At 68.4% G+C, this 26,276-nt stretch carries 26 protein-coding genes and 1 riboswitch; of the genes, 12 read left to right on the top strand and 14 right to left on the bottom strand.

The window, feature by feature from the left end:
• Positions 1-88: 88 nt before the first annotated feature.
• From hfq to SNE34_RS05340, 6 genes are all read left to right on the top strand, one after another.
• A complete protein-coding gene (gene hfq / locus SNE34_RS05365; protein ID WP_332615387.1) occupies positions 89-391 on the top strand; it encodes an RNA chaperone Hfq in 303 nt (100 codons plus the stop codon).
• A 108-nt stretch (positions 392-499) separates the two neighbouring features.
• Complete coding sequence (gene hflX / locus SNE34_RS05360; RefSeq protein ID WP_332615385.1) at positions 500-1,852, top strand: ribosome rescue GTPase HflX; 1,353 nt, start codon at positions 500-502, stop codon at positions 1,850-1,852.
• A gap of 117 nt (positions 1,853-1,969) precedes the next feature.
• A complete protein-coding gene (gene hflK / locus SNE34_RS05355; RefSeq protein WP_332615383.1) occupies positions 1,970-3,097 on the top strand; it encodes an FtsH protease activity modulator HflK in 1,128 nt (375 codons plus the stop codon).
• Complete coding sequence (gene hflC / locus SNE34_RS05350; protein ID WP_332615382.1) at positions 3,094-3,957, top strand: protease modulator HflC; 864 nt, start codon at positions 3,094-3,096, stop codon at positions 3,955-3,957. Before hflK ends, hflC begins: the two co-directional genes overlap by 4 nt.
• A gap of 28 nt (positions 3,958-3,985) precedes the next feature.
• Positions 3,986-4,177: a DUF2065 domain-containing protein gene (locus SNE34_RS05345; protein WP_332615379.1), complete on the top strand. Its 192-nt coding sequence runs from the start codon at positions 3,986-3,988 to the stop codon at positions 4,175-4,177.
• Positions 4,178-4,321: 144 nt separating this feature from the next.
• Entirely contained in the window at positions 4,322-5,614 is a 1,293-nt protein-coding gene (locus SNE34_RS05340; RefSeq protein ID WP_332615377.1) for an adenylosuccinate synthase, read from the top strand.
• Here the strand turns inward: SNE34_RS05340 and SNE34_RS05335 are convergent.
• From SNE34_RS05335 to SNE34_RS05325, 3 genes are all read right to left on the bottom strand, one after another.
• The gene (locus SNE34_RS05335) at positions 5,611-6,381 is read right to left on the bottom strand and encodes a transporter (protein WP_332615376.1); all 771 of its coding nucleotides are present in this window, start codon (positions 6,379-6,381) and stop codon (positions 5,611-5,613) included. The genes SNE34_RS05340 and SNE34_RS05335 overlap by 4 nt on opposite strands.
• A gap of 105 nt (positions 6,382-6,486) precedes the next feature.
• A complete protein-coding gene (locus SNE34_RS05330; protein ID WP_332615375.1) occupies positions 6,487-7,269 on the bottom strand; it encodes a hypothetical protein in 783 nt (260 codons plus the stop codon).
• 102 nt (positions 7,270-7,371) lie between these two features.
• Positions 7,372-8,706 (bottom strand): S8 family serine peptidase, encoded by a 1,335-nt coding sequence (locus tag SNE34_RS05325; RefSeq protein WP_332615374.1) that lies wholly within the window; start codon positions 8,704-8,706, stop codon positions 7,372-7,374.
• A 111-nt stretch (positions 8,707-8,817) separates the two neighbouring features.
• On the opposite strand from SNE34_RS05325, the gene SNE34_RS05320 reads away from it, so the two are divergent.
• Genes SNE34_RS05320 through SNE34_RS05310 form a run of 3 tightly spaced genes read left to right on the top strand, consistent with a single transcriptional unit; the run spans position 8,818 to position 11,680 of the window.
• The gene (locus SNE34_RS05320) at positions 8,818-9,360 is read left to right on the top strand and encodes a sigma-70 family RNA polymerase sigma factor (protein ID WP_332615373.1); all 543 of its coding nucleotides are present in this window, start codon (positions 8,818-8,820) and stop codon (positions 9,358-9,360) included.
• The gene (locus SNE34_RS05315; RefSeq protein ID WP_332615371.1) at positions 9,357-10,109 is read left to right on the top strand and encodes an anti-sigma factor family protein; all 753 of its coding nucleotides are present in this window, start codon (positions 9,357-9,359) and stop codon (positions 10,107-10,109) included. The genes SNE34_RS05320 and SNE34_RS05315 overlap by 4 nt, the downstream gene beginning before the upstream one ends.
• A gap of 50 nt (positions 10,110-10,159) precedes the next feature.
• Positions 10,160-11,680, top strand: coding sequence for a sensor histidine kinase (locus tag SNE34_RS05310; RefSeq protein WP_425604455.1), 1,521 nt, complete (start codon positions 10,160-10,162; stop codon positions 11,678-11,680).
• 3 nt (positions 11,681-11,683) lie between these two features.
• Here SNE34_RS05310 and SNE34_RS05305 read toward each other — a convergent pair whose 3' ends face one another.
• Positions 11,684-12,709 (bottom strand): magnesium transporter CorA family protein, encoded by a 1,026-nt coding sequence (locus tag SNE34_RS05305; protein WP_332615367.1) that lies wholly within the window; start codon positions 12,707-12,709, stop codon positions 11,684-11,686.
• Positions 12,710-12,802: 93 nt separating this feature from the next.
• Complete coding sequence (locus SNE34_RS05300; protein ID WP_332615366.1) at positions 12,803-13,153, bottom strand: nucleotide pyrophosphohydrolase; 351 nt, start codon at positions 13,151-13,153, stop codon at positions 12,803-12,805.
• A gap of 36 nt (positions 13,154-13,189) precedes the next feature.
• On the opposite strand from SNE34_RS05300, the gene SNE34_RS05295 reads away from it, so the two are divergent.
• Positions 13,190-13,603: a VOC family protein gene (locus tag SNE34_RS05295; RefSeq protein ID WP_332615364.1), complete on the top strand. Its 414-nt coding sequence runs from the start codon at positions 13,190-13,192 to the stop codon at positions 13,601-13,603.
• On the opposite strand, the gene SNE34_RS05290 is transcribed toward SNE34_RS05295, so the two are convergent.
• From SNE34_RS05290 to SNE34_RS05270, 5 genes are all read right to left on the bottom strand, one after another.
• Positions 13,584-14,612 carry a DJ-1/PfpI family protein gene (locus tag SNE34_RS05290; protein ID WP_332615363.1) on the bottom strand — a complete coding sequence of 343 codons (1,029 nt, stop codon included), beginning with the start codon at positions 14,610-14,612 and terminating at the stop codon, positions 13,584-13,586. The genes SNE34_RS05295 and SNE34_RS05290 overlap by 20 nt on opposite strands.
• 102 nt (positions 14,613-14,714) lie before the next feature.
• Positions 14,715-15,704, bottom strand: coding sequence for a GlxA family transcriptional regulator (locus SNE34_RS05285; protein WP_332615362.1), 990 nt, complete (start codon positions 15,702-15,704; stop codon positions 14,715-14,717).
• A 23-nt stretch (positions 15,705-15,727) separates the two neighbouring features.
• Positions 15,728-17,188: a M64 family metallopeptidase gene (locus SNE34_RS05280; RefSeq protein WP_332615360.1), complete on the bottom strand. Its 1,461-nt coding sequence runs from the start codon at positions 17,186-17,188 to the stop codon at positions 15,728-15,730.
• Positions 17,189-17,250: 62 nt separating this feature from the next.
• Positions 17,251-18,045, bottom strand: coding sequence for a dioxygenase family protein (locus tag SNE34_RS05275; protein ID WP_332615358.1), 795 nt, complete (start codon positions 18,043-18,045; stop codon positions 17,251-17,253).
• Between the two features lie 77 nt (positions 18,046-18,122).
• Positions 18,123-18,416: a hypothetical protein gene (locus SNE34_RS05270; protein WP_332615357.1), complete on the bottom strand. Its 294-nt coding sequence runs from the start codon at positions 18,414-18,416 to the stop codon at positions 18,123-18,125.
• Between the two features lie 85 nt (positions 18,417-18,501).
• Here SNE34_RS05270 and SNE34_RS05265 point away from each other — a divergent pair, with 85 nt between their 5' ends.
• Positions 18,502-19,410: a LysR family transcriptional regulator gene (locus SNE34_RS05265; protein ID WP_332615356.1), complete on the top strand. Its 909-nt coding sequence runs from the start codon at positions 18,502-18,504 to the stop codon at positions 19,408-19,410.
• Between the two features lie 105 nt (positions 19,411-19,515).
• Complete coding sequence (locus SNE34_RS05260; protein WP_332615354.1) at positions 19,516-19,788, top strand: hypothetical protein; 273 nt, start codon at positions 19,516-19,518, stop codon at positions 19,786-19,788.
• Between the two features lie 84 nt (positions 19,789-19,872).
• Here the strand turns inward: SNE34_RS05260 and gcvP are convergent, their stop codons facing one another.
• The 4 genes from gcvP to SNE34_RS05240 all read right to left on the bottom strand — a co-directional run bounded on the left by gcvP (position 19,873) and on the right by SNE34_RS05240 (position 26,263).
• Positions 19,873-22,788: an aminomethyl-transferring glycine dehydrogenase gene (gene gcvP / locus SNE34_RS05255; protein WP_332615352.1), complete on the bottom strand. Its 2,916-nt coding sequence runs from the start codon at positions 22,786-22,788 to the stop codon at positions 19,873-19,875.
• Positions 22,789-22,840: 52 nt separating this feature from the next.
• A riboswitch (glycine riboswitch) is annotated at positions 22,841-22,960 on the bottom strand.
• A gap of 267 nt (positions 22,961-23,227) precedes the next feature.
• Positions 23,228-24,127, bottom strand: a complete 900-nt coding sequence (locus SNE34_RS05250) for a pirin family protein (protein WP_332615351.1) — start codon at positions 24,125-24,127, stop codon at positions 23,228-23,230.
• A gap of 26 nt (positions 24,128-24,153) precedes the next feature.
• Positions 24,154-25,653 (bottom strand): catalase, encoded by a 1,500-nt coding sequence (locus SNE34_RS05245; RefSeq protein WP_332615349.1) that lies wholly within the window; start codon positions 25,651-25,653, stop codon positions 24,154-24,156.
• Positions 25,654-25,816: 163 nt separating this feature from the next.
• Positions 25,817-26,263: a hypothetical protein gene (locus SNE34_RS05240; RefSeq protein ID WP_332615348.1), complete on the bottom strand. Its 447-nt coding sequence runs from the start codon at positions 26,261-26,263 to the stop codon at positions 25,817-25,819.
• Between the last annotated feature and the right edge of the window lie 13 nt (positions 26,264-26,276).

The raw sequence follows: 26,276 nt of genomic DNA, 5'->3' as shown, positions 1-26,276 counted from the left end.
ATCGCCGCTGTGGGGACAGCTCCCGGCGATGCGACGGCCGGTGGAACGGGCGCCGCCCATAACTAGAAACCAAAGCGGGGAAAATTCGATGTCCAAGGGACAATCTTTGCAGGATCCTTTCCTGAACGCGTTGCGCCGTGAGCGCGTGCCGGTGTCGGTGTACCTGGTCAACGGCATCAAGTTGCAGGGCACGGTCGAGTCGTTCGACCAGTTCGTGGTGCTGCTGCGCAACACGGTCAGCCAGATGGTCTACAAGCACGCGATCTCGACCGTGGTGCCGGCGCGCAACGTCCGCGTCGGGCCGGGCGGCGGCTACGTCCAGCACGGCGAGGGCGGCGATGCCGGCCACAACGGCAACGGCAACGGCCACGAGAGCCACGACGACGAGTGATCGCGGCGGTGAACGGCGGTCCGGGCCGTCGGCGGTCTGCACTTGATTTGCGCCGGTGGCGCAACCATCTGCTGAACATGCCGAATTCGCGCCCAGAGACCTTCGCCCTTGTTTGAACGTTCCCGCAAGGGCGAACACGCCCTGCTGATCCAGCCCCACGCCGGCGGCCCGCCCGACGAGGGCTTGCTGGAGGAATTCGCCGATCTTGCCCGCACCGCCGGCGCCAGCGTGGCGGCGGTGCTGACTGCGCGGATCGACAAGCCCAATGCCGCGATCCTGATCGGCAGTGGCAAGCTCGAAGAGGTCAAGGCCGCCGCCGATGCCAGCGGCGCCGACCTGATCCTGGTCAACCATCCGTTGAGCCCGAGCCAGGAGCGCAACCTCGAGCGCGCGTTGCAGCGCCGGGTGGTCGACCGCACCGGGCTGATCCTCGACATATTCGCGATGCGCGCGCACAGCCACGAGGGCAAGCTGCAGGTCGAGCTCGCCCAGTTGCGCCACATGGCTACCCGCCTGATCCGCGGCTGGACCCACCTGGAACGCCAGCGCGGCGGTTCGATCGGCCTGCGCGGTCCCGGTGAAACCCAGCTCGAAACCGATCGCCGATTGCTGCAGAAGCGCCTGGAACAACTGCAGGTCCGCCTCGACAAGGTCCAGGTGCAGCGTACCCAGCAGCGCCGCGCCCGCGTGCGCAGCGAACTGCCGCGGGTCGCGCTGGTCGGCTACACCAACGCCGGCAAGTCGACCCTGTTCAACGCCCTCACCGGCGCCGAGGCCTACGCCGCCGACCAGTTGTTCGCCACCCTCGATCCGACCGTGCGCCGGATCGACCTGCCCGGCGGCGGCGTGGTGCTGGCCGACACCGTCGGCTTCGTCCGCGACCTCCCGCATGAACTGGTCGCCGCGTTCCGCTCGACCCTGAGCGAGGCCCGCGAGGCCGACCTGCTGCTGCACGTGATCGATGCCGCCGACCCGTTGCGTGACGAGCGCATCACCCAGGTCGACGAGGTGCTCGCCGAGATCGGCGCCGGCGACATCCCGCAGGTGCTGGTATTCAACAAGATCGACCGGCTCGACGACAACGGCGCCGGCCCGATGCAACCGCGCACCGACCGGCCGGCCGAAGGCCACCCGCGGGTGTGGCTGTCGGCGCGTGACGGCAGCGGACTGGACCTGCTGCGCGGCGCGATCGGCGAGGCGCTGGAGATGCGCCACGTGGTCGGCAGCATCGACCTGCCGGCCAGCGCCGGCCGCCTGCGCGCTCGCCTGCACGAGTTGGGCGCGGTGGTCGGCGAGCAGGCCAGCGAGGACGGCTGGCACCTGCAGCTCGACCTGGCCGAGGTCGACGCCCAGCGCCTCTACGTGCAGGCCCACGGCGAAGCCTTGCGACCGCTGCTGGACGGCGCGGCGCTGGATCGGTCGATGTCGGGCGAGCCCGATTTCGGCGTGGACGTGGTTTGACCAGGCGCGCCGGGTCCGGCTGGTTTGAGGCCCGGACAGCCTTCACCTAGAATCATCGGTCGCCTGCGCAATGGCAGGGACAGCGCAATCGTCGCACCCACCTTCTGAGGAGCAGGCATGGCCTGGAACACCCCTGGCAGCGACAACCCCGGCGGCTCCGCGGGCGGTCGTCCACCGCGACGCGGCACCGACGGCAATCCGCTGGACGCCATCATCGACCAGCTGCGCGGCCTGTTTGGCGGCCGTGACGGCGGTGGCGGCGGTGCCAACATCGGCCGCTGGGTACTGCTGGCGGTCGGTCTGTGGCTGGCTTTCAACTGCTTCGTGCTGATCACCGAACAGCAGCGCGGCGTGGTCCTGCGTTTCGGCGAGGTCAGCCGCGTGCTGCAGCCGGGCCCGCACTTCAAGCTGCCGTGGCCGATCGAGACGGTGACCAAGGTCAACGCGACCGCGATCAAGACCTTCAGCACCAGCGTGCCGGTGCTGACCCGCGACGAGAACATCGTCCAGGTCGACATCAACGTGCAGTACCGGGTCAGCGATCCGGTGAAATACCTGTTCGGCACCCGCGACGCCGACGCCGTGCTGCAGCAGGCGGCGCTGAGCACCGTGCGCGAGCAGGTCGGTCGCTCCACCCTCGACACCGTGCTGGGCGCCCGCGGCGCACTGGCCGCGTCGGCGCGTCAGCAACTGCAGGCCTCGCTCGAGGCCTACCGCACCGGCCTGGTGGTGACCGAGATGAACCTGCCGAACGCGCGTCCGCCGGAAGAGGTCAAGCCGGCGTTCGACGACGTCAACAGCGCCCAGCAGGACCAGGACCGACTGATCAGCGAGGCCCAGGCCTACGCCGCCCAGGTGGTGCCCGAGGCGCGTGGCCAGGCGGCCCGCATCCGCACCACCGCCGAGGGCTACAAGACCGCCGTGGTGGCGCAGGCGCAAGGTAACGCCGACCGCTTCTCGATGCTGGTCGAGGAGTACCAGGACGCTCCGCAGGTCACCCGCAAGCGCCTGTGGCTGGAGACCGTGGAAGAGGTGCTGGCCGGCAACCGCAAAATCGTAGGCGGCGATTCGCGCCAGCTGATCTACGTGCCGATGGAAGGCCAGGGCGGTTCCGCGTCCGCCCAGCCGCCGCTGCTGACGCCCGACGTGCTGGCGCCGGAGGTCACCTCGACCCCGCCGGCCGGTTCCGATAGCACCCGCAGCGGCCGCACCCCGCGCAGCGGCCGCGAGGAGGTGATCCGATGAAATTTTCCGTATGGATGGCAGTGGCCGTCGCCGTGTTGCTGGCGCTGATGGGATCGACTTATGTGGTCCGCGAGGGCCAGGTCGCGATGGTGCTCAACCTGGGCCGGGTCGACCGCACCGGGATCGACCCGGGCCTGCACTTCAAGTGGCCAATCATCGAGCGGGCGATGGTGTTCGATCGCCGCCTGCAGGTGCTCGATGCCGAACCCGAGCGCTACCTGACCTCCGAGCGCAAGGACGTCGCGGTCGACTTCTTCGCGGTCGGCATGATCGAGGACGTGCGCGCGTTCTACCGCGCCACCGGCGGTGACGAGAGCATCGCCATCGACCGCCTCGCGCCGATCATCAAGGACTCGCTGCGCAATGAGATCAACGCGCGCACCCTGACCGAGATCGTCTCGGGCGACCGCTCCGAGATCATCGGCCCGCAGCTGGAAGCCATCAACAAGGGCGCCAGCACCGTCGGCGTGGCGATCGTCGATTTGCGGATCAAGCAGATCGACCTGCCGACCGACAGCCAGGTGATCACCGATGTCTACCGCCGCATGCGCGCCCAGCGCCACGAGGTTGCCAGCCGTTTGCGCGCCGAGGGTGCCGAACAGGCCCAGACCGTGCGTGCGCAGGCCGACAAGCAGCGTGCGGTGATCCTGGCCGAGGCCGAGCGCGACGCCCAGCGCCTGCGCGGCGAAGGCGATGCCACCGCCACAGGCATCTATGCCGAGGCGGCGCAGAAGGACCCGGCGTTCTACGCGTTCCAGCGCAGCCTGGAGGCGTACCGCAAGTCGTTCGAGGACGGCAACGGCGTGATCGTGCTCGATCGCGACGATGCGTTCCTGCAGTACCTCGGCGACGACAACTGATCGCCGCGGCCGGGGCAGGGAGGCGTTGATGGTCGAGCTGCTGTCGGCGCTGTGCCTGGTCGCGGTGCTGGAGGGTCTGTTCCTGTTCGTCGCCCCCGGCGGCTGGAAGCGTGCCGCCGAGCAGTTGCAGTCGATGGGCGACCGTCAATTGCGGATCCTCGGCGGGGTTGTGCTCGGCGCCGGCCTGATCGCCCTGCTGCTGGTCCGCCGCCTGCTGTAACCGCCGGGCTGGCCCCCGCGCCCCAAAACCCGGATAATGCACAAAAGCCGGCTGGGGACATTCCCCGCCCGGCTTTTTCTGTGCGCGGAACCTTCCGCCCGGGCCGGTCCCCTCCGGCCTCCTCAATGCTTCAGGAGCATCGCAATGGGTCAGTCAGTCGTCGTTCTCGGTGCCCAGTGGGGCGATGAAGGCAAGGGCAAGATCGTCGACCTGCTGACGCAGGACATTGGCGCGGTCGTGCGCTTCCAGGGCGGCCACAACGCCGGCCACACCCTGGTCATCAACGGCAAGAAGACCGTGCTGCACCTGATCCCCTCCGGCATCCTGCGCGACGACGCGCTGTGCCTGATCGGCAACGGCGTGGTGCTGCACCCCGGCGCGCTGCAGAAGGAGATCGCCGAGCTCGAGGCCGAGGGCGTCGAGGTCCGCAGCCGCCTGAAGATCAGCCCGGCCACGCCGCTGATCATGCCGTACCACGTCGCCCTCGATCAGGCCCGCGAGAAGGCCGCCGGCGGCAAGGCGATCGGCACCACCGGCCGCGGCATCGGCCCGGCCTACGAGGACAAGGTCGCCCGTCGCGGCATCCGTATCGCCGACCTGCATTACCCCGAGCAACTGGCCGAGAAGCTGCGTGCCGCGCTCGATTACCACAATTTCGTGCTGACCAAGTACCTCGGCGTCGAGCCGGTCGACTTCCAGCAGACCCTCGACGAGGCGCTGGCGTTCGGCGACTACGTCGAGCCGATGAAGTCCGACGTCGCCGGCATCCTGCATGACCTGCGCAAGCAGGGCGCGCGCGTGCTGTTCGAAGGCGCGCAGGGCTCGCTGCTCGACATCGACCACGGCACCTACCCGTACGTCACCAGCTCCAACACCACCGTCGGCGGCGCGCTGGCCGGCACCGGCGTGGGCGCGGATTCGATCGACTACGTGCTCGGCATCGCCAAGGCCTACGCCACCCGCGTCGGCGGCGGCCCGTTCCCGACCGAGCTGCACGATGAAGTGGGCCAGGGCATCCGCGACCGCGGCCAGGAATACGGCGCCACCACCGGCCGCCCGCGCCGCTGCGGCTGGATCGACATCGTCGCGCTCAAGCGCGCGGTCGCGATCAACGGCATCAGCGGCTTGTGCATCACCAAGCTCGACATCCTCGACGGCATGCCGACCCTGAAGATGTGCATCGGCTACCAGTACCGCGGCAAGCAGACCGAATACGCGCCGTTGGACGCGCAGGGCTGGGACGAGTGTGTGCCGGTGTACCTGGAGTTCCCCGGCTGGGAGGAGAGCACCCACGGCATCACCGAATGGGACAAGCTCCCCGCCGCCGCCCGCGCCTACCTGCGTGCGCTGGAGGAGCTGTCGGGTTGCCCGCTGGCGATGGTGTCGACCGGGCCGGACCGTGACGCCAATATCGTGTTGCGGGATCCCTGGGCCTAGAACCCGGCGCTGACCGCAATTCCCGCACCCCAGTCCGGACCACCGTCGGACAGCCCGTGGCTGGCATACACCTGCAGCCGGCCACCGCTGGTCGTGGGCAGACTGTAGAAACCCACGGCCTCGCGCCGGTCGCCCAGTCCGCTCGCGGCGGCGGTGCGATGTTCGTACATCATGCCGAGCTTGCCGCGGCCGGCCTGCCGGCTGAGACCGAGGTTGCCGCCCTGGATGCTGTCGACGTCGATGAAGGTCGAACTGCCGAGCCAGGTATGGGCGACGCCGCCAAACACGACGGTGCCGTCGAAGTCGCGATACAGGTCGACGCTGACGCCGTAGTCGTTCGCGCCGGTGCCCAGGCCCTTGTCCTCGTCGGCGGTGGCGAGCTTGGCCTTGACCCCAAGGTCGATGCCGATCGCGCTGTCGGTGGGAACGGAGTAGGCGGCGACAACCGTGACGTCGCCGATACCCGATGCGCTGCCGCGTTCGGCTTCGGCGTCGGCGTCGGGTGTCGGGTCCAGCAGGCCGTCGCGACCGCGGCCGAGCGGATTGAGGTTCGGCACGGCGCCCACCGCAGGCAGTACGTTGGGATCGCCCGACACCCGCAGCCACGGCACGCTGGCGCTGAGTCGCCAGTTGCCGTTTTGCACGCGCGCGGTGACCGGGACGGACAGGATTTCGGTGTCGATGTCGCTGCCGTAGTCGCCGCGGCTGTAGTCCACGCCGACGCCGAGAGTGGTGTCGGTGGCGTAGGCGAAGCCAGCCGCTGCCATGGCGGCGAGGAATAAAGTCGTACGCATCATGTGTCTGGCCTTTGAAGGGGCAGGAAGCCGCCGGGCACCGATCGGCGCCCGGCGGATGTCATCGCGTGGCATGTATCAGAGCAGGCCGCCGCCGAGCAGGCCGCCACGCTCCGGGCGCACCGGGCGTTGCGGGAGGTCCACCCGACCCGATGCGCCCAGGTCCACGCCGATCCCCACGCCCGCTTCGGTGCCGGCCGGGCGGTCCTGGGCCGCACCGCGGGCACCGACACCGATGTCGACACCCGCATCGACGCGGGCACCGGCGGCGCGGCGCTCTACCTCGGTACGCGCGTTCGCCGCGCCCGAGCTCACGCCATCTACCGCGCCATTGACTGCGTTCGCAGCGCCGTCGAGCGCGCCATCGATGCCGGCCTGAGCCTGCCCGGCGACCGACAGTCCGGTCTCGGCCGCGCCGGTCGCCGACGAGGCGATGTCGACGCGGTGCGCGGTCGCGACTGCCGCGCCCAGGTCGACATCCAGCTCCTGCGCGATCCGGCCCCAGCCCATGCCTTCGGCGCGCAGGCCGGTCACGGTGTCGACGGCGGTGTCGAAGTTCGCCGCATTGCCGGACTCGACCAGCGCGCCCGACAGTGCCAGCGCGGTATCGATCTCGCCGTAGGCCATCGCGCGGCCGTCGGCGGCGGTGCCGTGCAGGCGCCCGACCAGTTCGGCCGCCGCCTCGGTGGAGCCGGCCAGCTGCGCATACCGCTGCGCCAGTCGCGCATCCGGCGCGGTGGCCTGGGCGGCGGCATCGGCGGTCGCGTTGGCGTTGGTGGAGGCATCCTGCGCGGCCGCCATCGGGCTGGCGGCGAGCAGGGCGGTGAACAGGACACTGGGCAACAGGATCTTGGAATTCATTGTTCGTACTCCTTTCGGCCGCGGCACATCCGCGGCTTTCGAGGGGATTACGAACGGGGTCGCGGGTTTCTTCCCACCCATCCGGCCCGGGTCAGGTTTCGTTCAGTCCGGCCCGGCCGATGCGATGGACGCGGCGGGCGCGAGCCAACCAAGCCCATAGGTGTCATCGCGACCTTGGTCGCCCAGGTCCAGCGCGCGCTCGGCCAACTGCGCACGGACCCGGGCGGCGCGGCCGTCGCCGGGCTCGCGGACCTGCGCGGCAGCCGCGCGGGCGACCAGCGGTGCGGCGAACGAGGTGCCACGCACCGTGTCCCAACCGCCGTCGAGCCGCGCCGCGCGCAGGTTGCTGCCCGGCGCGGCGAAGTCCACCTGCGTCCCGCGCACCGCTTCGGGCAATGCGCGCTTGCGCGGGTCGACGCCGGTCACCCCGATGACCCCGGGGTAGGCCGCGGGAAACAGCGGCGGCGCCGCCGGGCCGTCGTTGCCGACCGCGGCGACCAGCACGTGCCCGCGCGACACCAGTGCCGCCGTCGCGCGCTGCAGCAATGCATTCGGCGGCCCGACCAGGCTCAGGTTGATCACCCCGACCCCGTGCCGCGCCAGCCAGGCCATCGCCTCCGCATAACCCGTCACCGCGCCGCCGGTCGGTCGCCCGCAATAGATGTCGGCCGCGAACAGGGTGGTGCCCGACGGCGCCGGTCCATCGTTCGCGCCCACCAGCAGCGATGCGACCGCGCTGCCGTGCGCGGCGGGTACCGGTGTGCCGTCACAACCCCAGCTGCGGACATCGACCCCGGCCAGTGCGGGATGGTCGCGGGCCACGCCGCTGTCGATCAGGCCGACCCGGGCCGACGCGGTGGCCGTGGACGGGGCGTCCGGTGCTTGACCCGACCCGGACGCGGCACCGCCGGAGCCAAAGTAGAGATGGTTGAAATCATAGCTACCGGACGGATCGAGGGTGCGCAATCGCGCCAGCGCCGAGCGGGTGCCGACACCTTCGGGGCCATGCAGGACCACGATGCGCAAACCCAGCGGGTCCAGCGTGCGCGCGTCACCGATGCGGAAACCCGCGCCGAGCGCGCGTGCCAGTGCGGCGTCGGTGGGGTCGATCGCGACCACTTGGTTGCGTACCACCGGCGCGCCGGCGTGGTCGGTGTCGAGCACGTCGCGGTGGCGCCTGAGCAGGCGCTCGATCTCCGGCGTGCGGACCCGCGACGCCACGTCGCCCGCCGCGTCCGTCACCGCCTCGGGCACGGTTTCCGACACCACTTCGCGCACCGCCGGCGGCAGCCGGCGCCGGACCGGTGGCAGCGTCGACTGGATGGGCCCCGCGCCCGGCAAACCGCCCACCAGTTGCGCACGCGCCGGCATCGATGTCGCCAGCACCAACGCCGAAAGCAGCAACGACAACCAACGCACGTAGTGGGCAGCAAACATGGTGGACACGATATCCGGCAACGGAATGGACGAGTCGCAGGCAGCCCCGGTGCTAGCATCCGGCGCAACCCGCGGAGGCCAGCCTACCGCCCCCGACGATGTCCACGCTGAATGGAAGAAATCACCCGCTTCGGACGTATTGAACAGATGAAGGCCCCGGAAACCGTCCCCCCGATGCAGCAACGACTGTGCGAACTGCTGCCGCGGATGCGGCGATTCGCCCGCAGCCTCACCGGCCATCCGCAGGACGCGGACGACCTGGTGCAGATCGCGGTCGAACGCGCGCTGCTGCGATCGTCGCAGTGGCGCGAGGAGCAGGGCGGGCTGGAACCATGGCTGTTCGGCATCGTCCGCAACGCCTGGCTGGACGAGGCGCGCGCCCGCCAGCGACGTGGGCGGATGTTCGCCCCGGAAGAACAGGGCGAACACGTGGGCCATGCCCATGTCGACGCCCACGCGGTGGTGCTGTCGGTGGAGGCGGCGATGATGAAGTTGCCGGAGGAACAACGGGTCGCGGTGGCGCTGGTGCTGGTCGAGGGGCTGTCCTACAGGGAGGCCGCGGCCGCGCTGGACGTCCCGGTCGGCACCCTCACCAGCCGCCTCGCCCGCGGCCGCGACGCCCTGCAACGCATGCTTGGAGACACCCGCGAATGAAGGTATCCGACGAAACCCTGATGGCCTACGTGGACGGCGAGCTCGATGCCGAAGGCGTGGCCGCGGTCGAGCAGGCGATGCGCGAGGACCGGGCGTTGGCCAACGCCGTCGCCGCGCAACGCGGCTTGCGCCAGCGGCTGCAACAGACCTACGCACCGGTACTCGACGAGCCGGTGCCCGAACGGCTGCTCGCGGCGGCCAACGCCGGCGCCGCCCACGCGACCCCGGATGCCGAGACCACCGTGGTGCCGCTGCGCGCGTCCCGCGAGACCCGCATACCACGCCGCGGCTGGCGCTGGCCGGAATGGACCGCACTGGCCGCGTCGCTCGCGATCGGCGTTTTGGTCGCGCCTTGGCTGCGGCCGGACGCGCCGCCAGCGCTGCTGGAGATGTCCGGCGACGGCCTGGTCGCCCGCGCCGAACTCGCCCAAGCACTCGACAACCAACTGGCCAGCGAAGGCGCCGGGCCGGGGCCAGTCTCGGTCGGCTTGAGTTTCCGCGCCCGCGACGGCCACTACTGCCGCACCTTCGTGCTGGCACCGCCGCGCGCGGTCGCCGGGCTGGCCTGCCGCGCGGACGATGGCTGGCGCGTCAGCGCACTGGGCGAGGCCCCTCCCAGCGGTGGCGAGCTCCGGCTCGCATCGTCGCCGCTGCCGCCGGCGATACTGTCGGAAGTTGATGCGCGACTGCGGGGCGACCCGCTCGACGCGGCCGGCGAACGCCACGCCCGCGAGGCCGGCTGGCGTTAACCCGCATTCAACGGAGAATCGACTATCGTGGCAGGCCCATCGGGGATCAGATGCCGTTGAAACCTTCACTTGTCCCCGTGACCCACGGTTCCCCGCCACCCGTCGAGAACGCCGACTACCGCCTAATGGTGGAGTCGATCTCCGACTACGCGATCTTCCTGCTGGATCCTCACGGGCACGTGCGCTCCTGGAACGTCGGCGCGCAGAAGCTCAAGGGCTACCGCCCCGAGGAAATCATCGGCCGCAGCTTCGAAGTCTTCTACCCGCAGCAGATGATCGACATCGGCTTTCCCGCCAGGGAGCTGAGCGAGGCGGTACGGCTGGGGCGGTTCGAAGACGAGGACTGGCGCATCCGCAAGGATGGCAGCCGGTTCTGGGCCAGCGTCGTGATCACCGCGCTGTTCGACGAGAGCGGCCGGCATCGCGGGTTCGCCAAGGTCGCCCGCGACCTGACAGCGCGCCGCCGACACGAGGAAATGCTGCGTCGGAGCGAGGAGCGCTTCCGCCTGATCGTGGAAGGGGTCCGCGACTACGCCATTTTCATGCTCGACCCCGATGGCTATGTCGCCAGCTGGAACCTCGGCGCCCAGATCAACAAGGGGTATACCGCCGAGGAAATCATCGGCCAGCATTTTTCGGTGTTCTACCCGCAGGAAAAGATCGACGAAGGCTGGCCCGTGCAGGAATTGGAATACGCGCTGCGCGACGGACGCTTCGAGGACGAAGGCTGGCGTATCCGCAAGGACGGCAGCCGGTTCTGGGCGAGCGTGGTCATTACGTCGCTGTACGACGGACACGGCCGTCACTACGGCTTCGCCAAGGTCACTCGTGACCTCACCGACCGCTGTCGCATCGACACCCTGGAAACCCAGGAGCGCTATCTCTACCAGTTCCTCGCGCTGCTCGGCCACGAGCTGCGCAATCCGCTCGCGCCCATTGCCAATGCGGTGTCGATCATGCGGCTGGAGGAGTCCGTCTCCGAACCGATGCGCCGCACCCGCGACATCCTCGCCCGCCAGGTCGCGCACCTGGGGCGCCTGGTCGATGACCTGCTCGACGTAGGCCGCATCGTCACCGGCAAGGTCCACCTCGAACGCCAGCCGGTCGAAATGCAGCAGGTGGTGGCCGAAAGCGTGGAAGCAATGTCCTCGACGTTGCAGGCACGGAGCCACGGTCTTGAGGTGGAAGTGCCGCGGGAACCGCTGGTGGTGATGGGCGACCGCGTACGGCTGGTGCAGGTGCTCAACAACCTGCTGCACAACGCCGCCAAGTTCACTCCCGACGGCGGCCGGGTGTCGGTGACGCTGGTACCTCGCGGCGACCGCGTCGAATTGTCCGTCGCCGACAACGGGCCCGGTATCGCACCCGAGGAGCTGGCCTACGTCTTCAAGCTGTTCGCCCAGAGTGAGAAGAGCACCGTAGGACACCATGGCGGCCTGGGCATCGGCCTGAGCATGGTCCACCAAATGGTGCAGCGCCACGGCGGCGAAGTCAGTGCCTTCAGTAGCGGCGAGCCCGGCAAGGGCGTCGAGTTCGTGGTGCGGCTTCCGCTGATCCAGCGCGACGGGTAGCGGTCAGAACCAGTGCCGCGCGCGCCCGATGGCCAGCGCGATGATCCCCAGCAACAGCATTGCCCCCGCGGCCACCATGAACCCTGTGGTCTTGGTGTCGAAGAACGCGGCGTCGAAGTTCATCCCCAGTATCCCGGCCAGTACCGCGAGCATGCCCAGCACCACGGTCGCGAACGTCAGGATCGCCATCGACTTGTTGGTCTGCAGCGCGGCCTGGCTGCTGAACAATTCGAAGCTGCCCACCACCAGCTCACGGGCGTTTTCGACCACGTCCATCGCGCGCTCGAAATGGATGTCCAGCTTTTCGAAATGGCGGTCGGCATCCTTGCCCTCGGTCGGCCGGAAGTCCGGGCGCGACATGCCATCGAACACCACCCGGTGCTGCGCCAACATGCGGCGCAAGCGTGAGGCGCCCTTGCGCAACTGGCGCAACTGCGAGAGGCAATCGAGCTGGCGATCCGACAGGATGCTCACCTCCAGCCGTTCGATCTCCAGCTCGAAATCGCCCACCGCATCGAAGTAGGTCGACAGCTGCCAGTCCAGCAGCGCGACGGTGAAGCTCTCGGCCGACAGCGCGCCGACGTGCGAGTCGACATCCTCGCGGTTGCGTTGTTCGTCCAGGTGCTCCACCGGTTCGTCGTGGATGGTAAGCACGAAGCGCTTGCCCGCGATGATCGCCAGCACCACCCCCTTTGGCCGCGCCCGCGCCTCCCGGCGCGCCTTGGCGTCATCGTCCTGCCGATCCCGGGCGAGCGCCGCGACCCGGACCCAGAACACTTCGCCGTTCTTGCCCAGCGCCGGCTGGGTGACGTCCTTGGCGATCGCGGTTCGCGAGCGCGCGGGCAAATCGAACGCTTGCCACACCTTGTCCAGCATGTCGGAATCGGGTGCCCGCAAGTCGACCCAGAGCAATTGGGAGTCGTCCGGTTGCAACCCGGCGAGTTCGTCCAGCGCCAAGCGCCGGTCCTCGCCGTCGGCGTCGAACAGGATGGCGTAATGGCCGGTCGAAGCTGGCGGGTCGTTCGGCATGGCGGGATCGGGCGGGCGGACCGCGGGAACCCGACAATGTGCCGGGGTCAATAAAAGCAGGGTGAAGCACGCGCGGCGCGCGGGTGCGGGACGTCAAAGCTCGTTGTACTTCGTAATCCGCCCCTTCGACCGCGCCACCGGATACTTCTTCGCGTTGGCTTCCATCTTGCGCCACGCAGCATCCACCGGATCGATGCCCAGCTTGTCGGCCAGCTGCAACACGTAGATCAGCACGTCGGCCAGTTCCTCGGCGACCGGCCCGCGCTTGTCGCCCGGCAGATCGCGGCTCTGCGCCTCGGTCAGCCACTGGAAGTGTTCCAGCAGTTCGGCCGCTTCCACCGACAGCGCGGCGGCCAGGTTCTTCGGGGAGTGGAACTGCCCCCAATCGCGCTCGCGGGCGAATTCGCGCAGGGCGGTTTGCAGTGCATCGATGTCCTGACTCATGTGCGGGTCCCGGCGGTGTCCGGCTATCCTAAGCCCATGACCATCCCCTTCTCCCTCCAGCGTCTCGACCACGTGGTCCTGCGCGTCCGCGACGTGGCGGCGATGCAGGCGTTCTATTGCGATGTCCTCGGCTGCGCGGTCGAGAAGCGGCAGGAGGCGATCGGCCTGCTGCAACTGCGCGCCGGCGACTCGCTGATCGACCTGGTCGATGTCGAGGGCAAACTCGGGCGTATGGGTGGCGCCGCGCCGGGGGCGGAAGGCCGCAACATGGACCACCTGTGCCTGCAGGTGCTGCCGTTCGACCGCGAGACCATCGTCGCCCACCTGCAGGCGCATGGCGTGCAGGTGGGCGAGTTCGGTTCGCGCTACGGCGCGATGGGGGAGGGGCCGTCGCAGTACCTGTCCGATCCGGAAGGCAACGTGGTGGAGCTCAAGGGGCCGCCGGACTGACCGGCAGCGCGTCGTTCGCGTCCAGCGTCACTTCGAGCCCGAAGCCATCGGTGGTCTCGAACGGCGTGGGCGTGAAGCTCAGCACGACACGCCGGTTTTCCCTCTCGCCTTCCCAGCGATAGGTGCCGGCGCCCGGCATGCGGGTCCAACCGCCTTCGGACTGGATGCCTTCGATGATCAATTGCATCAGGGCGTCTCGAGTAGCCGGGCTGGTGACGTTGTAATGCATGCGCCATGCTCGCTCGTCCCCCACCGAGACGGTGCGATCGAACTCTGTGCCCTCGGGCCAGGCCACGCCCCGCAGCCCAGGCATGTAGCGGTCGGCCATGCGACTGCGCACGAAACCGCCTTTGGGCTGCCAGTCGTATTCCAGGTGCAGGGCAGTGCTGCGAGCCACGTCGGTACCGCGCAAACGGTCAACCACATGCAGGGCGGCATCAAGTCCGGATGACAGGCCAGCGGAAGTGATGATCTTGCCGTTGTCGGCCCAGCGCACGTCGCGAATCACGTTGATCTTGGGGTATTGCCGCGCGAGCTGATCGATGCGGGGCGTAAACGTCGTGGCTTTTAGCCCATCCAGCAGCCCGGCAGCACCAAGCACGTGCGCGCCGGTGCAGACCGACAGCACATGCTCGGCGTTTGCCGCGCGCGAGCGGATGAAGTCCAGCAGGGCCGGGTCCTGCTGCGCGTCGCCGACATCGCCGCCCGGCACCAGCAGCACATCGAACGCCGGGGCACTGGCGAAGTCATGGTCCGGGGTGACGCGAAGTCCCATCGCCGTGGTAATCGGCTTGCCGTCGCGCGTGAGGGTGACCACGCCGAACCCGGCCGTGCCAAAGACTTCGTAAGGACCGGCGAAGTCGATTATCTGCACGCCGTCGAACAACACGATTCCGACAGTCACTTCGGGCTGGGAAGTCGGCGCGTTCCCCGCAAAAGCCGGGCGGGTCAGTGCAGAAGAAAACATAAGGGCGAACACGATGCTGATTACCGCCACCGGACTACGCATGACTGATCTCCATATGACGCTTGGCCAAGTCCCATGATGGCGCCGCGCCACCGGCAGATGCGGACAAGCCGGTGGTCAATCCAGACACGTGGGCGGCGAGCGTCAGGCCGCGCTGAAGTGCTGCCGGTACTCGATCGGGCGGATGCCAAGTTGTTGCACGAACGCGCGCCGCAGCGATTCGCCGGAGGAAAAGCCACAGTCGATCGCGATCCGCTGGAGGCTCTTGCCGGTACTTTCCAGAAGCGGCTTGGCCTCTTCGACACGCAGGTGCTCGACGTATTTCTGCGGGGTCATGCCGAATGCGGCCTTGAACCGTCGGTTGAACTGGCGCGGGCTCATGTGCACTTGCTGCGCCAGCAGATCGACATCCAGCCGGGTGCGCAGATGGGCGCGGATCCAGTCGGCCAGTCGCGCGAAATGATCGGGCAGGTCAAGTTCGTCGAGTTGCCGGCTGAACTGGCTTTGTCCGCCCGAGCGTTTGCTGACCATCACCATGCGTTTGGCGACCTTTAATGCCAGCGGCTGGCCGTAGTCGGCGGCGACCATCGCCAGCGCGAGATCCATGCCGGCGGTGATGCCTGCGGACGTCCACACGTGTGCATCGCGAGTGTAGATGGCGTCGGGCAGGACCCGCACGCTGGGGTAGCGCAGCTTCAGTTCGGCCACATCGTCCCAGTGGGTGGTGGCTTGGCGGCCGTCGAGTACCCCGGCCTCGGCAAGCAGCAGCGCACCACTGCAGACCGACCCGATGCGACGGACTCGCGTAGCCGCCTGCCGCAACCACGCGAGCAGCCAGGTGTCTTCACGAACGCGGTCCAGCGAGTCGCCCATGCCACCGCTGACCAGCAGGGTGTCGACAGTCTCCTGCAGTTCGGCGCAGGTGATGTCGGGGAGGATGCGTATGCCCGAAGCGACGGTGATCGGCTGGGAGCTTCTGGCTACAACGCGCACTTCATACAGCGGCGGCTGACGCGGATCGTCTTCCTGGGCTTGTCGACTGGCGAGGGCGAATACCTCCATCGGGCCGATGATGTCGAGCGACTGGGCATCCGCATAGGCGAACATGCAGATCACGCGCGGCGAAGCGTTCACCGCCGTCACTGGACTGTCGGGATTCAACGAGTCCCCCGCGAATACAGGTCGATGATCTGCTCCACCGCGTCGCTGCAGACCTGGCAGTAGGCGTCGCTGCGGTCGAACATCAGGCATTGCATCTGCGGGCGGTAGTAGCCGGCCGCGGCGTAGTTGGCGCCCTCGAACGCACCGACGGCGTCCTTGTACGGTGCGTCGGCGAACAGCCGGTTGGTGTACGCGAGCTCTTCGCGGAACAGCGCTTCCATCTCCGACTCGGGCCGCTTGTCGGCGCGCAGCTGCGCGCGGGTCTTCTGGTACTCGCGTTGGTGGGCTTCGTACTCGGTCTTTGGCCACGGGGTCGGCACCGGCGTTTCGGCGCGCACGTGGTGGCCCCATTTCAACCGGGCCGGGTCGTGCAGGGCGGTGACGTTGGGTTCCCACGGTTCGACCTTGGCATCGGTGGGCGCGTAGGCCACCGGCGAGGTGTAGTACTCGTCGGCGAGACCGGCGAAGTGGTGGCTGAACTCGTGCACGAACAGGTAGTCGGCGAAGGCGTTGTCGGCCGCGGCGGTGCTGAACTGGCCGAAGATGCCGCCCCCGCCGTAGGTCCGGTTGTTGACCAGGATCTCGATGAACTCGTTGGGCGCGTGCTGGGCGATCTCGCGCAGCGCGCGGTTGTCGAGCGCGAGCACGTAGCGCTCGCTGCCGAAGATGTCGTAGCGCGCACCGAGCGCGGACGGCCGGTAGTCGCCGGTCGACGGACGCGAGATGCCAGACTGCGGGGTCGGCGCCATCAGTGCCCAGACGTTGAAGTCGGCGACGCGCTGCTTGAACGGGGCTACGGTGAACAGGTGGTCACTGAGGCGCTTGGCATCGGCGATGAACTTGTCGCGCTCGGCCTCGGTGTAGCCGTCGCCGAGTATCAGCAGGTCGACCTTGTGCGCCGAGGGGCCGTTGTCGCGGATCGCTACGGGCTCCAGTGTGGATGGCATGGTCGTGCGCTGGACGGTCAGGGCGGCGGGGTCGACGTCGATGCTCCAGACCGGCACGAAGGCGTTGGCGGCGTCGCGCTCGTGGATGCGCACGGTGACGGGCTTGGCCGGCGTCGGGAAACGCAACGACTCCTGGAAGCCACGCGATACGGTGCGGGCTTCCTCGGTGGTGCGCCATTCGGCGAATACGGTGCTGAAGCCGCGCGAGTACAGCAGCTCGCCGGTCGCGGCATCGAGCACTTCGAACCTGTTGTTGCCGCGGTTGCTGTCGTCGATCGGCCGCGCCGGATTGCCCGCCCACGGCAGTGGCTCGATGACGATGCGGTCGAGCGCGTAGTGCTGCTCGTCGGCATCGCCGGTGTGCATGTAGTCGAGCCGCATCGTCTGCGGCGCGTTGGAGACGGTCTCGGTCTGGCCTGCGGTCGCGGCGAACGCGAGCGGGAGGACGCACAGCAGGGCGAGACCAACGAGCAGTCGAGGGCACAGCCGAGTCGTGGTGTGGCGGATCATGGAATCACCCGGGTGATGGTTTCCCCGAGTCTATGGCCATGGCGCCGCGCGCGCTGCCTGGATCAGGATGCCGGCGCGGGCGACTCCCACGCATACGAGTCCATCGACAGCGTGTCGTAGGTCAGCCCGCCCTCGATCCTTCGTGCGCGGTCGTGTTCGTCGCTGGCGCCGAGCGCGACCAGCAGCGGCAGGTAGTGCTCCTCGGTCGGATGCGCGCGGGCCGCATGTGGTGCACGGCGGCGGTAGTCGACCAGCGCATCGATGTCGTTGCGGGCGACGGCGTCGGCGATCCAGTCGGCGAACTGCTGCGCGTACTCCGGGTCGTCGATGTGCTGGCGGAACTCGTACAGGTTGTGGGTCAGGCTGCCGGAGCCGACCACCAGCACCCCTGCATCGCGCAGCGGCGAGAGGGCGCGGCCGAGTTCGAGCGCGGCGTCGGTGGACAGGTCGTTGGGCATCGATATCTGGAACACTGGCAGGCGCGCGTCCGGCAGCAGGTGCCGCATCGGCACCCAGGCGCCGTGGTCGCGGCCGCGACGCGGGTCGAGCTCGACCTCGAAACCGGCGTCGCGCAACAGGCGCGCGGCCTCCGCGGCGTCGTCGGGGGCGCCCGGGGCGGGGTACTGCAACTCGTACAGAGGCGGCGGGAAGCCCCCGAAATCGTGGATGGTCTCCGGCTCGCTCGTGGCCAGCACGCGCACCTTGTGCAGCGTCTGCCAGTGCGGCGACACCATCAGCACCGCGCGCACGTCCCGCAGGCCGGCACCGAGCTGCTGCAGCTTCGGTCCGAGCAGGCCGGGCTCCAGCGCGAACATCGGCGAGCCGTGGGAAATGAAGAGGGCGGGGGTGCGGGTCATGGCGATCTCTGCGGGTCTCTGTGTGGCGTGGGGAAGCGCGCGGCCGGGGGCAGCCGCGTGCCGGGTGCCGTTGGCGGTCAGGCCTTCGGCTGGGTGATCGAGTAACGGCCGCCGCCGAGCAGGGCGACCACGACCGCGGTCGCGAGCAGGTACACCGGGTATTCCCAGCCGCCACCGGCGTTGGAGAAGCTCCAGCCGGCGCTGGCGTGCGGGATGATCGAGCCGGCCAGCATCGGCAGCGTCAGCAGCGCGATGAGGCGGTGTCGGTGGTGGTGGCTTGGGCGGCGGTGGCCGCGAGGGGAAGGGTGGCCGCGTTCATGGTGGTTGCCTGTTGTCTGGTGGGCGGATGGGCGCCCTGCATTGCCGGGCACGGGTCAACTTTATTGGCAACCTCATCTGTGATAAATAGCGTTAACAGTGACTTACTGTCTCTATATTCGAGACAAAGAGGCGGTGATGGACAAGGTCCAGGAAATGGCGAGCTTCGTGGCGGTGGTCGATGCGGGCAGCTTCGTCGGCGCGGCCGAGGCGCTGGGGCTGTCGAAGGCGGCGGTCTCGCGCCATGTCGGCGAGCTGGAGAAGCGGCTCGGCGTGCGCCTGCTGCAACGCACGACCCGGCGTCTGTCGCTGACCGCCGAGGGCCAGCAGTTCCAGCTGCGCTGCCGCGACCTGCTCGCGGCGATCAACGAGGCCGAATCCGAATTGAGCTCGCGCAGCGGCGAGACGCACGGCCAGTTGCGGATCAACGCGCCGCTGACCTTCGGCGTGCTGCACCTGGCGCCGCTATGGGGCCGGTTCGCCCAGGCGCATCCACGGGTGGCGCTGGACATCACCCTGAGCGATCGGATGGTCGACCTGGTCGACGAGGGCTACGACCTGGCGGTGCGCATCAGCACGCTGCCCAGTTCCAACCTGGTCAGCCGCCGGCTGGCGACCACGCGCATCGTGCTGTGCGCTTCGCCCGGATACCTCGCCGAGCACGGCACGCCGGTGCATCCGCACGAACTGGCCGCGCACCGGATCATCGGCTACAGCTACTGGGCGACACGGGACGCGTGGCAGTTCGATGGCCCCGAAGGCCCGGTCACGGTACGTATCCGCCCGATCCTGCACGCCAACAACGGTGACACCTGCCGCGCGGCCGCGCTCGACCACCAGGGCGTGATCCTGCAGCCCGACTTCATCGTCGGCGACGACCTGCGCAGCGGCGCGCTGGTCGAGCTGATGCCGGAGTACCGCTCGATCGAGCTCGGCATCCACGTCGTCTACCCCACCCGCAAGCAGCTGCCGCTGCGGGTGAGGCGGATGGTGGACTTCCTGGTGGAGGCGTTCGCCCATCCGTCGTGGGTGCAGGCGGGGCGGTGAGCCGTCCAGACACCGCGCTCTGTCGTTGCAGGCCAACCTGGGGGTTCACATCGGTTTCCGCACCGTCTTCGTACCTTCGGGTGAGTCCTCTCCCCGGGAGCCACCATGTCCGACGAAATCCCCAAGACCCCGCTCGACCACGTCACCGACCTGGCCACCCAGCTCAAGGAAATGCGCCATTACTCGAAAAACAACGTCGAGTTGCTCACCGCGCAGTGGCTGAAGTTCGACGAGGGCAAGCTGAAGAAGCTCGGCGAGTCGAAAACGATCGAGGATCTGATGACGCGCCAAGGCGAATTTCACGACGCGCTGGAGGCAGCGATTGCCGAGCTCGACGAACTGGCCGAGGAGCTCAAGCCGCCGCCGGAAGAACCGTGAGCCCCACCGACGTCGCTGTCGACGCAAAAAAAAAAAACGGGCCGCATCAGCGGCCCGTTTCCATTGCAACGTTTACGCGGCGTACTACGCCACGTTCGGCTCACTGAACGCCTCGATCTCGCCCTCGAACTCGTTGATCGGCACGCAGCTGCAGAACACGTTCTTGTCGCCGTAGACGTTGTCGACGCGCGCGACCGGCGGCCAGTACTTCTGCTGCTTCAGCACCGCCAGCGGGAACGCCGCCAGCTCGCGCGGGTAGGCGCGGGTCCACTCCGACGCCGACACCTGCGCGGCGGTATGCGGGGCGTGCTTGAGCGGGTTGTCCTCGCGGTCGAGCTTGCCGTCCTCGATCGCGCGGATTTCCTCGCGGATCTCGATCATCGCGTTGATGAAGCGGTCCAGCTCGTGCATCGACTCGCTCTCGGTCGGCTCCACCATCAGCGTGCCGGCGACCGGGAAGCTGAGGGTCGGTGCGTGGAAGCCGAAGTCGATCAGGCGCTTGGCGACATCCTCGGCCGACACGCCGGTGGCCTTCTCCAGCGGGCGCAGGTCGAGGATGCATTCGTGCGCGACCAGCCCATTGCGGCCGGTGTACAGCGTCGGATAGTGCGGAGCGAGACGCCTGGACACGTAGTTGGCGTTGAGCATCGCCAGCTGGGTCGCCTTGCGCAGGCCCTGGGTGCCCATCAGGGTGATGTACATCCAGCTGATCGGCAGGATCGAGGCGCTGCCGAAGGTGGCCGCCGACACCATCGCGCCGTCGCCGACGCCTTCCGTGCGCACGCCGCCGAAAGCCTTGGGCAGGTACGGCGCGAGGTGCGACTTGACCGCGCATGGGCCGACACCCGGACCGCCGCCGCCGTGCGGGATGCAGAAGGTCTTGTGCAGGTTGAGGTGCGACACGTCCGAGCCCCACTTGCCGGGCTTGGCCAGGCCGACCAGGGCGTTCATGTTGGCGCCGTCGGTGTACACCTGACCGCCGTGCTGGTGGACGATCTCGCAGATCTCGACCACGTCCTCCTCGAACACGCCGTGGGTGGACGGGTAGGTCATCATGATCGCGGCGAGGCGGTCGCTGTATTTCTCGGCCTTGGCGCGGATGTCGGCGACGTCGACGTTGCCATTGGCGTCGCACTTGGTCACCACCACCTTCATCCCGCACAGCTGCGCCGACGCCGGATTGGTGCCGTGGGCGGACTCGGGGATCAGGCAGATGTCGCGCTGCTCGTCGCCGCGCGCGCGGTGGTAGGCGCGGATCGCCAGCAGGCCGGCGTACTCGCCCTGGGCGCCGGAGTTGGGCTGCAGGCTGACGTTGTCATAGCCGGTGATCTCCACCAGCATCGCCTCCAGGCCCTCGATCAGTTCCTTGTAGCCTTGCGCCTGTTCGGCCGGCGCCAGCGGATGGAGGTTGGCGAACTCCGGCCAGGTGACCGGGATCATCTCGGCGGTGGCATTGAGCTTCATCGTGCAGCTGCCGAGCGGGATCATCGTGCGATCCATCGCCAGGTCCTTGTCGGACAGGGCGCGCATGTAGCGCAGCATCTCGTGCTCGCTGTGGTGGGTGTTGAACACCGGGTGGGTCAGGAACTTCGACTCGCGCCGCAGGGCGGTCGGCAGGGCGTCGGCGGTCGCGGCATCCAGCGCGTCGATGTCGGTAACCTCGGCGCCGAACAGCCCGGCGATCGCGACCACGTCCTCGCGGGTGGTGGTCTCGTCGAGGCTGATGCAGAGGCTGGCGTCGTCGATCGTGCGCAGGTTGATGCGCGCGGCCTTGGCGTTGGCGTGGACCGCAGCGGCGTCGATGTTGCTGACGTACAGGGTGTCGAAATAATCGCCATCGACATGCGCGCCGACGCCACGCAGCGCGCCGGCGAGGATCGCGGCGAGGCGATGCGTGCGGCGGGCGATGCGGGTGAGTCCTTCGGGACCATGGTAGACCGCGTACATCGACGCCATCACCGCCAGCAGCACCTGCGCGGTGCAGATGTTGGAGGTCGCCTTCTCGCGGCGGATGTGCTGCTCGCGGGTCTGCAGGGTCAGCCGGTAGGCGTTGTTGCCCTCGACGTCGAGCGAGACGCCGATCAGGCGACCCGGCATCGAGCGCTTGTAGGCGTCGCGGCAGGCCATGAACGCCGCGTGCGGGCCGCCGAAACCGAACGGCACGCCGAAGCGCTGGGTGTTGCCGACCACGATGTCGGCGCCCCATTCGCCCGGCGCCTTGAGCAGGGTCAGCGCGAGCAGGTCGACCGCGACGCAGACCAAGCCCTGGCGCGCGTGCACCGCATCGCTGATGGCCTGGTAGTCGGCGCTCGCACGGCCGAGGGTGTCGGGGTACTGCAGCAACACGCCGAACGACTCGACGCTGGCGGCATCGGCCTCGTCACCAACCACGACCTCGATGCCGATCGGCTCGGCGCGGGTGCGCACCACTTCGATGGTCTGCGGGTGCACGCCGTTGGAGACGAAGAACACGTCCGACTTCGACCGGGCCGAACGCTTGGCCAGGGTCATCGCCTCGGCCGCGGCGGTCGCCTCGTCGAGCAGCGACGAGTTGGCGATCTCCATGCCGGTCAGGTCGGCGCACATGGTCTGGAAGTTGATCAACGCTTCCATCCGGCCTTGCGAGATCTCCGCCTGGTACGGCGTGTAGGCGGTGTACCAACCCGGGTTCTCAAGGACGTTGCGCAGGATGACGTTCGGGGTGTGCGTGCCCGAGTAGCCCTGGCCGATGAAGCTGCGGAACACCTCGTTGCGGTCGGCGATCGCGCGGATCTTGGCGATGGCCTCGACTTCGCTGATGGCCCTTGGCAGAGCGAGCGGCTCGGGCGAGCGGATCGAGGCGGGCACGATGGCGTCGGTGAACGACTCCAGCGAGTCGTGCCCGACCGTGCGCAGCATCTGCGCGACCTCGGTGTCGTTGGGGCCGATGTGGCGCTCGATGAACGCGGCGTGGTGCTCGAGCGAGCGCAGGGTGTCGCGGCTGGCGGGGCTGTTTGTCATGGCAAGGAGTCCGGGTAGGGCGTCCGAAAGCTACGTGCGGTGCCGCACGCAAAGGCGCCCCTCTGTCCTTTTGCCTGAGAGTTTCGGAAGCGTGCTCCGTGACGGCAGCGGGGGAGGGTCGCTTCACGCACCTTCGGCGCCGGATTCAACCGGTCTCTCCAGAGTTTTTCCATCCGGTGGTTCTTGGGCCTGAGCGATTACGGGCGTTGCGCCTTCGGCAGCGGCCATGCCGTTCAGGCATGGGTCGCTTCTCCCACCGGGTGGGTGTCACCGCGCGATTATAGGCCCCGGGCGTCGCGAACCCAATGGTGCTCCGGGGGCTGTCCAGCCTTTGTAGGAGCGGCTTTAGCCGCGATCTGGAACCGGTGCGGGCGAACGATTCCACGATCGCGGCTAAAGCCGCTCCTACAAAAGCCCCGGCGGGCGAGGCTTCGCGGCGCTATGACATCGGGTTCGGCGGCGCCTGCGGATCGCCGGGCAGCGGGATGAACTCGCCGTCGTCCAAATCCGGCAGCTTCATCCGGCCGGCGCGCCAGTCGGCCTTGGCCTGCTCGATCCGCTCCTTCGACGACGACACGAAATTCCACTCGATGAAGCGTTGGCCCAGCGGCTCGCCGCCCAGCAGCATCAGCAGGCTGGGTTGCACCGCGCGGACCGTCGCCGCGCCGGCCTTGAACACCAGCATCTGGCCGGGCCCGTGGCGCTGGCCGTCGACTTCGACCTCACCCTGCACCACGTAGGCGGCGCGTTCGGCGTATTCGTCGGGGAGTGCAACCGTGGCGCCGGCGTCCAGTTCGCAGTGCAGGTAGAACAGCGGCGAATGGGTCTTCACCGGTGATACCAGGCCCCAGGCCTTGCCGGCGACCAGCCGTGCGCGCAGGCCTCCATCATCGAGTCGCGGCAACGCGGTGTCGTCGTAGTGGTCGAACGTCGGGTCGGTTTCCTCTTTGGCCTCCGGCAGCGCCACCCAGCTCTGGATGCCGTGCATCGGCCCGCCATGGGCGCGGGCCTGCTCGAAACGCTCGGAATGGGTGATGCCGCGGCCGGCGGTCATCCAGTTGACCTCGCCGGCGCGGATCGGCTGCTCGGAACCGACGCTGTCGCGGTGCATCATCTCGCCGGCGAACAGGTAGGTGATGGTCGACAGGCCGATGTGCGGGTGCGGGCGCACGTCGATCTCGCGCGGGATGCCCGGCGGGAAGTCGGTCGGCCCGATGTGGTCGAAGAAGATGAAGGGCCCGACCATCCGGCGCCCGCGCACGGGCAGGATCCGGCCCACCTCGAAACCGCCGCCCAGGTCCTTGCGGCGTTGGTCGATCACCATGTCCAGCATCGGCATTCCTCCGTCGGTTCTGTCGTCAGGGACTAGCCTTCGCCCATGCCCTCGGCAGGCTCGGGTGCGGCACCGGCGCGGACCTTGTCCTCGATTCGCTGGCCGACACCGGGGTCGATGTTCTTCCAGTATTCGAGCGCACGCTCCAGCACCGGGCTGCGCACGCCGCCGAGCAGGCTGGCGGCGACCTGGTCGACCAGCGCGTCGCGCTCGGCGTCGCCCAGCACCTCGCGTACCAGCGTGCCGGGCTGGCCGAAGTCGTCGTCATCAGCGTGCAGGGTGTAGGCGCTGCGCACCATCTCGCCGTCGGCCTCCCAGCCGTCCGCCACCGGCCCGGTCTCGTCGGCCCACGGGCGGCCGCCGCTGTTGGTGGCGTGCACCGGGGCGTTGCCGCTGTGGTGGTAGGCCATCTGGCCGTCGAACATGTAGCTGTTGACCGGGCACTTGGGCTGGTTGACCGGCAACTGGTGGAAGTTGGTGCCGATCCGGTTGCGCTGCGCATCGGCGTAGGCGAACGCGCGGCCCAGCAGCATCTTGTCCGGCGACAGGCCGATGCCCGGCACCGTGTTGCCCGGCGAGAACGCGGCCTGCTCGATCTGCGCGAAGAAGTTCTCCGGATTGCGATTGAGGGTCATCCGGCCGACCTTGATCAACGGGTAGTCCGCATGCGGCCAGACCTTGGTCAGGTCGAACGGGTTGAAGCGGTAGTTCTTGGCGTCGGCGTACGGCATCACCTGCACCGACAGAAACCAGCTCGGGTGGTCGCCGCGCTTGATGGCATTGAACAGGTCGCCGCGGTGGAAGTCCGCGTCCTGCCCGGCCATCTGCGCGGCCTCGGCGTTGCTGAAGTACTCCATGCCCTGCTCGGTATGGAAGTGGTACTTGACCCAGAACTTCTCGCCGGCCGCGTTGATCCACATGTAGGTGTGCGAGCCGTAGCCGTTCATGTGGCGCCAGGTGCGCGGCAGGCCGCGGATGCCCATGACGTAGGTGACCTGGTGCGCGGTCTCCGGGTTGTTGGTCCAGAAGTCCCACTGCATGTGGTTGTCGCGCAGGCCGGAGTCGGGCAGGCGCTTCTGGCTGCGGATGAAGTGGGGGAACTTCATCGGGTCGCGCACGAAAAACACCGGGGTGTTGTTGCCGACCAGGTCGTAGTTGCCCTCATCGGTGTAGAACTTCAGCGAGAAGCCGCGCACGTCGCGCCAGGTGTCGGGGCTGCCCTGCTCGCCGGCGACGGTGGAGAAGCGGGCGAGCATCTCGGTGCTCGCGCCCGGCTGGAACAGGGCCGCCTTGGTGTACTTCGACACATCCCCGGTGGTCTCGAACACGCCGAATGCGCCGGCGCCCTTCGCGTGCGGCTGGCGCTCGGGCACCTTCTCGCGGTTGAAGTGGGCCATCTGCTCGAGGAAGTGCACGTCGTGCAGCAGGATCGGGCCGTCCGGGCCGATCGTCAGCGAGTTGCGGTCGCTGGGCGCGGGGGCGCCGGTGCCGGTGGTCGAACCGCTCGGATGCTTCGGATCGTTCGTGCTCATGGGGGCTCCTTGGTGGCGGCGGCTGCCGGGACGCACAAAGATTGCCTTTGTCTATCGATTTACTCCATTCGATTTATCTTATGGATCCGATAGGCGGTGCCTTGCCGTACGTCCTGGCCATTGAACGTGGGCACCAGGAACCATAGCCGCATTTGTCGCGGCTTTATGTATCGCTCGCCGAAGGTTGCTCGTCGGTCGCACAGTGCGCTGTGTACCAACTGCCCAGCACGTCGACATCGCGCTGGTAGGGCTCCGACTCGGCCATGGCCCCGATGACCTCGGTGCTCTGGCCTTTCACCTTGTCCAGCCGGTCGGCGATTCTCAGGTACGCATCGCGCAGCGTGGGCTGGCCGGCATCGTCGAGCGGCAGCGCCCCGGCGCTGTCGCGCATGCCCTGCAGCAGCCCGGCGGTCTCCGGCGTGACCTTGGCGACACTGATCGGGCCGATGCTCGCACCGAGTGCCGCCCCATGCACGGTGATGCAATCCCTGGCCTGTTCGAGGCCCGTGGACCAGTTGGTGAGCTTGTCCTCGCCGTCCTCCATGAAGCCGCAGGCGGCGAGCGGCAGGAGCAGGGCGAGGGCGGTGAGGTGGCGGTGGTGTAAGCGCATGGGTCTTCCCTGA

It is taken from the genome of Novilysobacter erysipheiresistens, from assembly GCF_036663935.1.
GTDB lineage: Bacteria > Pseudomonadota > Gammaproteobacteria > Xanthomonadales > Xanthomonadaceae > Novilysobacter > Novilysobacter erysipheiresistens.
The sequence above is the reverse complement of the archived record's forward strand: the minus strand, read 5'-3'. Positions and strand labels throughout refer to the sequence as shown.